Origin of the sequence: Echinicola salinicaeni (assembly GCF_014280965.1) — a bacterium.
In the GTDB taxonomy this organism is placed as follows: Bacteria; Bacteroidota; Bacteroidia; order Cytophagales; family Cyclobacteriaceae; genus Echinicola; species Echinicola salinicaeni.
Genome location: NZ_JACODZ010000002.1, coordinates 543,671 through 555,515 on the forward strand (window position 1 = coordinate 543,671; position 11,845 = coordinate 555,515).

The window sequence follows — 11,845 nt, forward strand, 5'->3', positions numbered from 1 at the left end:
TTAGTTTTTCGCGCTCTCCTTTGGCTTATAAAAAATAATTACCTGTATAAGGATGGACAATAAAATCAATAATATGATTTCACCTTGTGTAAAGAAGTTGATGGTGTTTTGTGCCTTATCACTAATATATACTTGTCTTCTGCTTTCTTCAAGTTGGATTTTGGATAGATCGTGTAAGCGTTGATTTATCCTATCTATGGTTTCTAGTAATTGATTATGATCAGCTTGGTGACTATTGTTCTCGATCTGTTTGAGTGTGGCAATTTCTTCCTTTAGTTGCTCAAATAGAAAAGCTTCTTTTTCAGTCAATTTGGTCATATTATACTGTTGAATATAATTGTCCAATTCTTCGTTGACAAAAGAAGACTGTTTAGTGAAGAAGCTGCTATCAGATGAGATAATGGCCATTTCTTTTTGGTGAATTAATTGTGACATTTCAAATAAAAGGTCACTTGCAACGATTCGGTCTTCATAGATGGTTTTTACAGAATTGCTCATACTATGAAAATTGTCCCTGTCGATAAGGTTGGTTGTCAAAACAATGATAAAGACCAAAAGGATGCTAGCGCTCCATTTTATTTTATTAAAAATCGTCATATTAATTAATTTACAGTGAGCAAATAAATTCCGATGTTCCCTGCCTACTTACTAACACAATTCTTTACCTGTAGTTTTACATATTTCAAAATAGCCACCTAATGGATGGCTATGGAAGGATACCTTACAGGACTATAATGGAAAGATATAACAATTTTTTGGAATTGGAATCGATGCGTGAAAGATGGACCGACCCATCTTAATTCAAATAAGCATTTTTAGGAAGGTAAGTAATGAGACAAGTAGATTATAGGCTTACGGTGTCTATCTTCAATCTTCATGATCCCACTTCAAACTTCGCCTTCAAACTTCTTTGGTGACCTGTCCTTATTTATTCCCCAGCTTGCACAAAGAGTTTTTCAATATCATCTAGATTGGTATCTACCCATGTAAAATATGTCAATGCTGTATTGGGATTAAGTTGATTGGCTGTTAATATGTCCAAGATGTTAACTTTTTCTATGTTTGAATCGGCAAAATCATCATAATTGGAATCTAAATGCACCTCATAAAAATCTTTTGCCCATTCGTGGTGGCCCTGTCTTTTATTCATGAATTCACTTATGAAAGATGCTTGTGAGGTACTTTGAATGTCCAATTTTTTTGCTTTGAAAAAGTTAGGGATGCGTTTTGAATTTCTGTGATAATATTCGATGTCGCGGGTTTGTATTGGTTTGAGAGGTTCATTGCTGAAAATATCGGCCAATTTCAATTTTTTTGATTCCAGCGAAAAGACCATTTCTGCATTCTTAGCACCTGCTACCGCTAAGGTCCAGTCATTCATCATGACAGATTCAGTGATGACATATACTTCACGAAATGAATAATATGTCTGGGTCAGTTTAATAATTAATGCTTGCTCAATAGCCTTCCAGTTTTGAATTTTAATAGCTTCTGGATGGGCCCCTTGAAAATAACAGCTCCCTTGGTCTTCAAATGCTAATATCTTATTGTTCCCTTGATGGCTATCAGATAAATCAGTAGTGACGCCTTCACTAATAATCCAATCCGCGGGATTTAGCTTTTTTTCATATTCAATTTTACAAGATTCTTCATCAACAAGACCATCCCTGAAAATATTCCCCAATATAATGATCTCACCCTTCTTGATTTGAAAAAAATCACCCGGATAAAAAGCTTCGTTGATAGGTTGAGAGGGGATAAAACCATTCGTTTTTTGATATAATCCTCTGTAAAATTTTCTAAAAATACTGTCCATGATTAGTTTTTGGTTTAGTCCAGCTTTTGATGGCTTTTATTTTAGCAATCATTAAAGCTATAAAACTCCCGATTCCCAACAAATACCACAGTTAAGGTATTTTTATCAATCGCTTGACTTCTTAAATGGGAATCCTAAAACGTCATACACAAGTTACTGGCCACTGGATAACCGATCCTGAGTTTCTTGAGCCTGACTTGCAGTCAGTGAGTACTGTCGAAGGTTCGAAGCACCGAAGCAGAGTTACCCATTTTCTCAGCAAACTCCCACCCCCCTTGCTCTCGCGTCTCCTATCTCCTCTACCTACTTAGTACCTCTCACTTCATACTTCAATAAGGGATTTACTGGAAAGAAATGGCATATTTGTGTTTTAGGATAGATATTTAAACCAAAATCTTAATTGCCTTTTCCAACCCTTTATAAATTGACTTCGTCTTCCACTTACTTTGGATAAGTTAAATTCGAATTAGTATGATAAAAAAACATATAGGTTATAGCAAATTATTTATCCTTTTGGGCAGTTTGTTGATGGTGTTTTCCTGTAAGCAAATAGAGGAGGATCCTGGCCAAATAACCGTAAGCTTGGCTTTGTCAGCTTCCAGTGAGGAAAGCCTTAAAATCTCCCAAGGTAAATTTTTTATCAGTGAGCTTTTCATAGAATCCCAGACTGAAAGTGGCAAGCGTACCGAATTGAACAGATTGGTGGAAAAGGAAATAGACCTGAAAAACGGTAGTTTGAAAGAACTTATCCAGTTTCAGCTGCCTCCTGCGGTCTATAACGATATAAACATCATGATGAAGCTGGGCAATGATAATGGCCAGTCGGCAATATATCTCAAGGGGGAAAGAAGAGGCCTCGGACTGACCCAGTTGCCATTTGTTTTTGATAATAGTAGCACTGAATGGATTGATATAGAGGCAAAGGCTGTTTCAGGAAATCAGGCTGTGGTCAAGCGTGGCGGGAAAAATCTCATTACGCTGGAAGTTAAACCCCAGATTTGGTTCCAACCAATAGGCTTGGGACAATGGCTTGCCGGGGAGTTAAGACCTTTTGAAGGGAAGGAAACCTTATGGATAAGTCCGGAGGAAAACCCCGAAATGTTTCAGATCATCAACGGGCGTATCAAGCAATCTTTCAGTGCCAAATTCGAATAATATTTTGGAGGAATCAGTAAGGGAAAACGAAAAAGCACTGGTTAAGGGCTGCATAAAAGGAAACCGTAAGGTGCAAGAGCAGCTATACCGTACTTATGCCTCTAAAATGTACCCCATATGCCTCAGCTATGCCAATAGGAAAGAGGAAGGCATGGATATTCTTCAGGAGGGGTTCATCAAAGTATTCAGGCAAATAAAACATTTTCAGTTTCAAGGTTCATTGGAGGGCTGGATAAGGAGGATCATCGTACATACGGCCATTGACCACTTTAGAAAATACAAAAATGAACGAGATGCCATGGCTCCAGAATTCATTGAAGTGGTGGATGAAGGGAGTGGTGGAGCAGTGGAAAACATGGCTTTGGAAGATCTTATGACTTGTCTGTACCGCCTGCCAGAAGGGGCCAGAATGGTATTTAACCTGTATGCTGTAGAGGGGTATAACCATAGGGAAATAGCAGAAATGCTGGGTATTAGCGAAGGTACATCAAAGTCTCAGTACAGCAGGGCAAAAAGCTTAATGAAAATGTGGTTGTCAAATTCTGAAGAGCTTCAGCGATGAATGGGGATTGGATAGATAATATCAAAGCTATCTTCCAAAATAGCCAGGTAGCACCTCCAAAAGAGGTATGGGACAATATTGACCAAAGCTTGGACCTGGATGCCTCATGGGAAGCCATAGAGCAAGAACTGGATATTGATAATGTTTGGGAAGGAATAGACCAAAGCCTAAACAATGACTTGAGACAAAAATGGTATGATGATGGAGCCAAAGCCAGCTTGGTGATGGCGATATTGTTATGGTTGGGAAGTATGGGGCTGCCTATGCTACCATTTTCTACCGAAAGGTCTCTGGCTGATGGGAAGGAAAATGGTATTGGCCAAAAAGAAATAGTTGAAAGCCCTAAGGCGACACAGAAGTCATTACCTAGGCAGGAGGCTGTAGTAGAAGCGTATGCTAAAGTAGAGAATAACGCTGCAACAAATGGTGAGACAGTCGGTCATTCCAAACGGAAAAGGCAGGAGGCCTTGAAAGATCAAAGTCCAATATCCAGCCACAAAAGGGAAGGTATCCCTTTGAGGAATCCTGCTGGAGAAAAAGAAATACCTTTATTTGAAGCAAAAAGAAAAGGAGGACATCCCAAATCTGGCCAGTCTAACCAGCAGGAAAGCTTGATAAAGTCGCAATATACCGCTAGAATTTGGCCTTCTTCAGACCTCGATATTGGAAGTATTGCTTTGCAAGCAGGTATAAGCCCTGTGTCGGTTATTAATAGCGAAAAGGTAAACAATGCTAATGCTTCCAATAAGCAGTCCTCTTGGTTTTATGGCGCCGGGGTTTCTTGGAATGCGTCCTGGATTAACGACCCACGGTACAGAAGAGCTAAAGAAAATATCGGGTTTGATAAAGTATTGCCGAGTTCTTCAGTCTCCATCCAACTTCAGGGTGGTTACCGATTGCCCAATCACTGGAGCCTTTATGGCGGGGTAGAATTATTGGGAAAGGCAACCAGAAATTTTGGGGAGTATAATAATGGAGATTTTATAAAAGGAAACACTGCAATCAGCTATTATGGCACCTACCTGACCATACGGAGGACCTATAAAGGATTAGTGCTGGATAAGCAATTAGAAAAAGCACTCTTTTTTGGCCCCTATTTAAATAGGATCACTTCTGTAAGGCAGTCCAACCAACTTTATGGAGAGGACTTCTTTAGGGATGAATACCTTACCGAGAATTATAAACCGTTGGATTGGGGCGGAATTATAGGATATGAGGTATTATATACCCTGCAAAAATATCAACTGGGATTAAAATTGAGCTACCGCGTAGGTTTAAACAATATATACCAGGGAAATGTACAGGTGCCTGATTATCTCAGAAGAACTACGGTTTCAGGTTTGCAAATGCACCTATTCCTCCGAAGGTAATGGATGAGGAAAATGGTTTACCGAAAAGAGCTGTTGATAGCGATAAATCTCACAGATTTTTTCTTTCATTCCAACCCTTTTATCCATTGCATCGTCTACTGCACAACTAAACTATATAACTATGAAAAAATCACTGAAATTATTTACACTTTTGTTTGCGGTTGTTTTTGGCCTAGCTGCCTGCAGTCAAGATGATGATATGGACGGGGAGGGGACAGTAAGTCTTAGCATTACAGATGCACCTATTGATGAAGCTGGTGTTTCTGCTGTTTTTGTCACCATTACTGGGATAGAATACCAAATGTCAGGGGGAAGCTGGGAGGCTTTTGAGGAATTTGAAGGTCCTGTAACGATTAACCTATTGGATCTTCAAAATGGAGCAAGCGAATTATTAGGGGATTTTAATGCTGGAGCTGGCACATATACAGGCCTGCGTTTTTTATTGGATGCAGCGGTACAGAACCAAAATGAAATTAGCAATCCAGGCTGTTATATTACTTTCGAAGAAGCAGAGGATCAGCCATTATTTGTGCCAAGCGGGGGGCAAAGCGGTTATAAGGCAATTGGCGATTTTACCGTACCGGTAAATGGAACAGTAGGAATTACGGCTGATTTTGATTTAAGAAAATCAGTGACCAAAGCCGGAGCATCGGGCAAGTACCTGCTTAATCCTACCATAAGGGTCATTGTTAATGATCAGGCAGGAGAGATCCAAGGTCAAATTGAAAATAGGGTAGAGGGTGCTACCTATATAGTTTATGCTTATGAAGCAGGGACTTATACAGAGGAAGAAGCAGCAGCACCAGCAGAAGGAGAAAACCGTTTTCCAAATGCAGTGACCAGTACATCCGTTGATGCCGAGGGCAACTATGTATTGGCATTCTTGGCGCCTACAGAATATGAAATAGTAGTAGTAGAAGTGACCGCAGAAGGTGAAAATGTGGTCAAAGAGCAAGAATCAGGTGTCAAAGTGAGTAGCAATACCAGTTTGGAGTTGAACTTCTCCTTGGATTTAGGATTGTTGGATTAATGAGCTTTAACCTATGGCAGCTACTAATAGCTGCTATAGGTTTTGACTGTTTTTATGGGATAAGAGCTGTTTTTTTTGGGCTTTTATAGATGGATTTTTCCAATACTTTTGTAGGTAAGTTTTTTTATATTTTGTTGATTTATTATGGCCAGTTTTTATTGCTTTCGCTTTGTAAGTGGGGGTGTTACTATAAATAAACCCAAGAATTTATTTTTTATAGGTACTTTCCTGGAAGATTTTGAGCTTTTTAAATCCCCTGATGATGGGCTGATGTATGTGATCTTTGATAAAAAAAAGAAGCTTTATTACAAAATATTAAAAGACGGTCATCATGAGGGGCAGTTGATTGATAATGTTGAGAATTTAATTAGGGATTTTTTGATTCTTTAGAGCTCTTGGTATTTGAATTGCTTTTTTAAGCTTTAGTATGCAATAACCTATATCGGGGATTGAAAAGGTGATTCTTTTTTGCAGGAGATATGGCTTGAAGATAAAATAGATACCTGATATTAACCTCCCATGACTATTGCCTCAAAGTGCCTAGGTTAAATGCTCCTCTATAGAAAAACTTAGCCAAGCTGATGTCTTTCCATAATTAAGACTAAGCTAATTTAACCTTCAGAAAAAAGGCCAGCAATTTACTGGCCTTTTTAAACTACCGGACTTTTGTGGGTTCGAGAGGTTTTATTGCTATGCCGTGATGCTGTTTTCCTGCTTGCACAGCTAATTTTTGGTTTGCCTTATAATATTTGTTATTGGCCCAGTTTTTTAATAAAAAGGCCTCTTCCGGACTTAAGATGGATAAGGCCTTTTGGTATTCCTTTTTCCATAGGGTGGAATCGAAACTCACCTTATCCAAAATCAATTTGTAATACTCTAAATAAGATGTTTTCATGATCAAAATAAATTTATGGTTAAACAATTCAAACGGCCTGATTTTTCAATTATCAGGTGGAGAATGCAGTAAATTGGCCAACCAATAAAAATAATTATTCATAGACTATTACCAATAAAAGGATAATACATTCAGTAATATAGAACGAAAGTGTGCTCATTGGGTTCCATTTTTATGGGTTTTTTAAGGCTTTATTTAGCATGATGTTTAAGAGTTAGGGCTTTGGGATTAATAGAAGGTCAAATGCAAAAGCCAAATCCCCATTTAGTTTTTATCATTTCGTTTTGTCATATCCGCTCGATTCCAATTATCTTCCCCTTTAGAATATACAGGATGAATTGAAGCAGTTCCAAGACTTTAGCCCAGCGGTTTTTTGGAGTCATTAATTAGCACTAGCCACATGATTTAAGACCAATGCCTTATCTCATATATCTGGCTACAAAAACAGGAATTTAAATTTTCTAGTCTAATAGATAGGACTTACAGGCTCATTTAGAGAAGAATATATTCCTTGTCATTACTTTTTGATGATTTTGAAGCTTTCTGATTTGTTTGCCCAGTTCACCCTTAAAATTATTAAGCCATTGGGCAAATCACTGATTAAAGGACTTATATCAGCCTCATAAAAATCTATACCTCCTTTCAAGGTATACTTAAACATATTATGGTTGCTTGTTATTGTTAAATGAATGGGACCGTCCTTATAGTTTTTCCGATCAATGAGTTTGATTTTTAGCTGATTGCCCGTACTAGGGTTGGGGTAAAAACGCCAAGATCTATGAGTAAGGTCAAAGTCTCCCAATCTAATTGAAAAAGTTTGGCTGTATTCAAAGTTACCATCTAGGTCCACTTGTTTGATTCTGTAATATATGAGACCGTCTAAATTGGAGATTTGATTGTCTTCATATTTGTATTCGGTAAGCTCACTACTCCAGCCAAGGGCGGCTATATTAGCGATCGTGGTGAAGTTTTCAATCCCGTTTATTGATCTTTCCAATTCAAAATGACTGGTTTCCCATTCTTTCAGCGTGGACCAATTTAGGATGACTTTTTTACTCTCAGTGTCGCTTGCAGCACTAATATTATGCCATGCTACGGGTAAAACTATTAATGGGGTATTAACAACGAATCCGTCGAGGTTGGCGTAACATTGGGCATTGCTGCCCTCCTGTGTAGGACACTCTGAATTACCTGAATTGGTATACCAACGCATAAATATGTTCCTGAACTCAATCCTGTCCCCCCAATTCAACGTGAAGTCGTTAATATACTGCGGCACACCCTTGATTACATTTTGGCCTGGAAATAAGCATAGCACGACACTTTCTGAAAAGGTCCCATTGATATAAATATCATAGGAAAAATGAAGGGAATAGGCATTGGTAGAACTTCCTCCATAAGTCACGAAAATTTGTCCATCTACTTCGGTTCCATGGTCAAATTCCGCATCAGGATCAAAAGGTGCTCCATTTGTATCATAGAAGTCAATTGATTGTATATTAAGGTTGTTTTGATTACAGTTCTGGGCAAACACCTCCCCCGGATTCACTAAATAAGCGAATTGAAGGATAAAATATAAGGACAAAATGGATCTTTTCATTTCCTTAAGATATAATAACTTGATATCAGGTATAGTATGGACAGAAAACTGATCATTTTATTACGCTTACACTTATGAGTAATATAAGGATACAAGGACGGTAATGGAGCTATCCCCGTCATTCGCTAACTTGGTTCTTTTCGTTGAATGAATTCTAAAAACATTTATCAGAAAATGCCAGTTGTACACTTTCTTTGTCAATTCATTATGCTAATATAACTTAAAAAGATGGTACATCTTAAAAAAGCCTACAGAATCCCATTGCCTCGTAAGCAGTATTAGCCCTTGATGTTTAGCGTAGGAATATTTAGTTCGCTCCCTTCAGGGGCATGGGGATTTGTCTTGGCTAACCCCTTTGTGGTAAGTAGCTAAAACTAATATACTTCTCCACCCTCCTTCCTGCCTCATACCAAATACTTCGTATTTCCTCAGCAACCTCCGTGCCCTCTGCAGTAGATATTTCCCTGTTGTCCTGTCAGCTAACCTACAGACGTCCTAAGGTAGAGTCTCCGACTCAGTTACTATGATCTCCAATGCCCTTTTCGATTGGCGGGATTAACCCACCTTTCGCTCCATCCGAGAATTCCGCGCCCTTTGTGGTTGATATTCTTCCCACTTCGTACCTTGTACCTCGTACTTATTTTGCCAAGTAATTGGCTGGTGTTTTTCCAAAGTGTTTTTTAAAGGCGACAATAAATGAACTGACATTTTCATAACCTAAATTATATGCAATTTCTTTTACACTTTTTTCTTCTCCTAATAATTTGATAGCTTCCATGAGTTTTAAGCGCATTTTCCAATCTCCAAAACTCATACCTAGTTCTTTATGAAATAATCTTGAAAGTGTTCTGGTGCTGACGGATGCTAGGCTGGCATAATAATCTATCGTATGCTTACTGGACCAATTATTCATTAGCGTATCTAATACTAACTTAATTCTATTATCCTGACTTGTTGGTAGAAAAGTTGTACTCGATTGCAAAGTAGAAAGTTCGTCAATTAAAACTTCGATTATTCTGTTTTGCCTTTGAGTAAACATAATGGGGTTTGAAAAAGAGATTATTTTCTCTAAGATACTTTTTAAAAATGCTGAAGTTTCGAAAGCGAAACTATTCACAGGTAAACCCTTGAGTTTTGACTCATCTATAAATGCTGTAATGACCTTTACATTATTGGGGAAATAAACTTGATGTTCTTCATTACTGGCAATCCAAACACTCTGTAAAGAATTAACTACCCAAATATTTTTTTTCGTGACCACCTTCATAATACCGGTATCACAAGATATGATTTGAGCTCTTGGATGCGCGTGAGAATTGGTACATTTAGCATTTTGAATTTCTTCCGAATAGGTAGTTACAGGTCTTGATGCATTTACTTCAAAACCATGATCAATTTTAATGTTTGTCTTATAATCGATATTCATTGTCCAAATATAGTAATTAGGACTTTGTGGGAAGTGCTGAAATTTGATGAAAATAATAAACATTAAACTATGGACGCTAAAAAGCATAACACAAACATTGTAAATCAATTTTCAAAACAAGCCAGTGCTTACACCTCTATTACTTCACATAGTGATTCCCTGGATAAACTAATTGCAATATCATCGGCTTCCAGAAGCGATAAAGTTTTGGATATTGCATGTGGATCGGGCATTGTAGCATGCGAATTTGCAAAATACACCAGCCATGTTACAGGGATTGACATGACTCAAAGAATGCTTGAAGAAGCAAAGAAATTACAGGCAAAGCGTAGTCTTACGAATGTGACTTGGCAAATTGGAGATGTAGAAAGCTTACCCTATGAGGACGATAGCTTTTCAATTGTAATTTCTAGATTCGGTTTTCATCATTTCATAGATCCTTTTAAAGTTTTGTCTGAGATGAAAAGGGTTTGTAAACCTGGAGGGAAGGTTTTAGTTGTTGATGTTTCTTTACCAGATTCCAAAATTAAAAACTACAATGAAATGGAAAAGAACAGGGATAATTCTCATGTTGCAGCACTTTCATTAACTGAATTTTCAAATCTTTTCGAAAGGCTAGGCTTTAAAAGTTTAAATACAGATTTCTATTCTATGCAGATTGGACTTAAAGAGCAACTTAAAGCATCTTATCCAAATGATGCCAATGCTTTAGAAAGTATGATCATTGCAGATCTAGGAGTAAATGATCTGGGGATAAACGTCACCAAGCTTGATGATGAATATTTTTTACATTACCCCATTCATATTTTCTCGTTGGAAAATTAAATTATCTGTATATCCGCTATTCTTCCAGTAAGTTTTACCCTTCAAAACATTATCTGAAAAATGGCACCTATTTCACAGAAATAATTCTTGCTGGTCCAGATTTGCAATCTGGACCTTTAAATACAAGGCATTTGCAATGCCCAAAAAGAAATAAAATGGTTCGCCCCAGCCTTAGTACTAAATTATTTAAATCTACTCTAGGTCAATATACCATTTGAAATGGCCAAAATACAAGTCTAGCAATGTTCTGACAGTAATCTACTTTGACAAGCGCACTTCCTACTTCTACCTTCCAATCTACACTTTCATATCTTTGGTCTCCATATAGCATCAAAAAGCTCAGAAATGAATTGAAACTTGGATGAGTGGTATACTCCACCCAGTTGGAGGTACGAGCGGGGATTGCTAAAATCATTCCCTAAGGTCTAAAATCTAGGGAAGGGTTAACCATTTTTACCATTATAATTATTTTATATACTATAGTTTTGGACTATTTACGACAATAACACACTGAAATTTTTTCTGTCTTATTGTATTTGCGTCAATAACCGTTAGGGTTCTATCGAATGATATTGCGTTTTTAAAAATGAGATCTTCAAGAATCTTGGCTGTTTCTAAAGGTTCACAGGCTGAACTCTTATGAAAATTACCCAGCTTCAGGCTTATATCCATGTTTAAATATTAGCTCACCGTAGTCACTGTCATAAGTAATTATAGTCCTGTTTTCATCGATTGCAATATCGATGACCTGTTTGTCAGTGATACTTGGATCATCGATACCTATTGCCTTGATATCAAATCCAGCAGATTTAAGATAGGTAATAATAGAGAAAGGAACGTTTTCGTTAGCTAAAAACTTCAAAAGTGGTTTGATTTGGAATTCGTATACAAAAGTCCATCTTTTAAACAATCCTGGATATAGGAGAAAACAGCCTGTAAGGATTCCCGATTCAATCTTGGGTAATTCTCAAGAATTTGTTGTTCGGTCCAACCTTGTGCAAGTAGTCCAATGATATGTTCAATAGATAAACGAGCTCCTTTAACTGTAGGTTCCCCCAATAGTACGGATTCGTTAGCTACTATGTGTTTTTTCTATTCCATACTTAAAAATGCAAAACTTTTTATTATGTGGTTCAGACCCTTGATCTTTATCCACCAAGCTGAGA

13 protein-coding genes are annotated in these 11,845 nt (G+C 37.6%); 5 read left to right on the forward strand and 8 right to left on the reverse strand.

The features are described 5' to 3' along the window. Together H7U17_RS05430 and H7U17_RS05435 are read right to left on the reverse strand one after the other, a co-directional pair. Positions 1-597 (reverse strand): MCP four helix bundle domain-containing protein, encoded by a 597-nt coding sequence (locus H7U17_RS05430; protein ID WP_186755631.1) that lies wholly within the window; start codon positions 595-597, stop codon positions 1-3. Positions 598-928: 331 nt separating this feature from the next. Continuing rightward, positions 929-1,816, reverse strand: a complete 888-nt coding sequence (locus H7U17_RS05435) for a hypothetical protein (RefSeq protein WP_186755632.1) — start codon at positions 1,814-1,816, stop codon at positions 929-931. Positions 1,817-2,287: 471 nt separating this feature from the next. On the opposite strand from H7U17_RS05435, the gene H7U17_RS05440 reads away from it, so the two are divergent. From H7U17_RS05440 to H7U17_RS05455, 4 genes are all read left to right on the forward strand, one after another. After that, entirely contained in the window at positions 2,288-2,971 is a 684-nt protein-coding gene (locus H7U17_RS05440; protein ID WP_186755633.1) for a hypothetical protein, read from the forward strand. Continuing rightward, positions 2,955-3,533 carry an RNA polymerase sigma factor gene (locus tag H7U17_RS05445; RefSeq protein ID WP_317172691.1) on the forward strand — a complete coding sequence of 193 codons (579 nt, stop codon included), beginning with the start codon at positions 2,955-2,957 and terminating at the stop codon, positions 3,531-3,533. Before H7U17_RS05440 ends, H7U17_RS05445 begins: the two co-directional genes overlap by 17 nt. Beyond that, positions 3,530-4,903 (forward strand): outer membrane beta-barrel protein, encoded by a 1,374-nt coding sequence (locus tag H7U17_RS05450; protein WP_186755634.1) that lies wholly within the window; start codon positions 3,530-3,532, stop codon positions 4,901-4,903. Before H7U17_RS05445 ends, H7U17_RS05450 begins: the two co-directional genes overlap by 4 nt. 121 nt (positions 4,904-5,024) lie before the next feature. Then, a complete protein-coding gene (locus H7U17_RS05455) occupies positions 5,025-5,933 on the forward strand; it encodes a DUF4382 domain-containing protein (RefSeq protein WP_186755635.1) in 909 nt (302 codons plus the stop codon). A 655-nt stretch (positions 5,934-6,588) separates the two neighbouring features. Here H7U17_RS05455 and H7U17_RS05460 read toward each other — a convergent pair. The 3 genes from H7U17_RS05460 to H7U17_RS05470 form a co-directional block, all read right to left on the reverse strand. Then, positions 6,589-6,828, reverse strand: coding sequence for a hypothetical protein (locus H7U17_RS05460; RefSeq protein ID WP_186755636.1), 240 nt, complete (start codon positions 6,826-6,828; stop codon positions 6,589-6,591). Positions 6,829-7,345: 517 nt separating this feature from the next. Continuing rightward, the gene (locus H7U17_RS05465) at positions 7,346-8,428 is read right to left on the reverse strand and encodes a hypothetical protein (RefSeq protein WP_186755637.1); all 1,083 of its coding nucleotides are present in this window, start codon (positions 8,426-8,428) and stop codon (positions 7,346-7,348) included. A 637-nt stretch (positions 8,429-9,065) separates the two neighbouring features. Then, positions 9,066-9,854 carry an AraC family transcriptional regulator gene (locus H7U17_RS05470; protein ID WP_186755638.1) on the reverse strand — a complete coding sequence of 263 codons (789 nt, stop codon included), beginning with the start codon at positions 9,852-9,854 and terminating at the stop codon, positions 9,066-9,068. Between the two features lie 69 nt (positions 9,855-9,923). Here H7U17_RS05470 and H7U17_RS05475 point away from each other — a divergent pair, with 69 nt between their 5' ends. Next, entirely contained in the window at positions 9,924-10,679 is a 756-nt protein-coding gene (locus H7U17_RS05475; protein WP_186755639.1) for a class I SAM-dependent methyltransferase, read from the forward strand. Between the two features lie 202 nt (positions 10,680-10,881). Here H7U17_RS05475 and H7U17_RS05480 read toward each other — a convergent pair whose 3' ends face one another. The 3 genes from H7U17_RS05480 to H7U17_RS05490 form a co-directional block, all read right to left on the reverse strand. Continuing rightward, positions 10,882-11,094 carry a hypothetical protein gene (locus H7U17_RS05480; protein WP_186755640.1) on the reverse strand — a complete coding sequence of 71 codons (213 nt, stop codon included), beginning with the start codon at positions 11,092-11,094 and terminating at the stop codon, positions 10,882-10,884. A gap of 231 nt (positions 11,095-11,325) precedes the next feature. Further along, on the reverse strand, positions 11,326-11,541 hold the full coding sequence (locus H7U17_RS20610) for a DUF5615 family PIN-like protein (protein ID WP_230981277.1): 216 nt from the start codon (positions 11,539-11,541) through the stop codon (positions 11,326-11,328). Continuing rightward, positions 11,538-11,762 (reverse strand): DUF433 domain-containing protein, encoded by a 225-nt coding sequence (locus tag H7U17_RS05490; RefSeq protein ID WP_317172696.1) that lies wholly within the window; start codon positions 11,760-11,762, stop codon positions 11,538-11,540. The genes H7U17_RS20610 and H7U17_RS05490 overlap by 4 nt, the downstream gene beginning before the upstream one ends. Positions 11,763-11,845: the final 83 nt, after the last annotated feature.

Bases quoted from the DNA above. Each gene is read 5' to 3' on its own strand.
- H7U17_RS05450 (WP_186755634.1), top strand. From the start codon at position 3,530: ATGAATGGGGATTGGATAGATAATATCAAAGCTATCTTCCAAAATAGC.
- H7U17_RS05435 (WP_186755632.1), bottom strand. From the start codon at position 1,816: ATGGACAGTATTTTTAGAAAATTTTACAGAGGATTATATCAAAAAACG.
- H7U17_RS05475 (WP_186755639.1), top strand. From the start codon at position 9,924: ATGGACGCTAAAAAGCATAACACAAACATTGTAAATCAATTTTCAAAA.
- H7U17_RS05430 (WP_186755631.1), bottom strand. From the start codon at position 597: ATGACGATTTTTAATAAAATAAAATGGAGCGCTAGCATCCTTTTGGTC.
- H7U17_RS05465 (WP_186755637.1), bottom strand. From the start codon at position 8,428: ATGAAAAGATCCATTTTGTCCTTATATTTTATCCTTCAATTCGCTTAT.
- H7U17_RS05440 (WP_186755633.1), top strand. From the start codon at position 2,288: ATGATAAAAAAACATATAGGTTATAGCAAATTATTTATCCTTTTGGGC.
- H7U17_RS05455 (WP_186755635.1), top strand. From the start codon at position 5,025: ATGAAAAAATCACTGAAATTATTTACACTTTTGTTTGCGGTTGTTTTT.
- H7U17_RS05470 (WP_186755638.1), bottom strand. From the start codon at position 9,854: ATGAATATCGATTATAAGACAAACATTAAAATTGATCATGGTTTTGAA.
- H7U17_RS05480 (WP_186755640.1), bottom strand. From the start codon at position 11,094: ATGATTTTAGCAATCCCCGCTCGTACCTCCAACTGGGTGGAGTATACC.
- H7U17_RS05460 (WP_186755636.1), bottom strand. From the start codon at position 6,828: ATGAAAACATCTTATTTAGAGTATTACAAATTGATTTTGGATAAGGTG.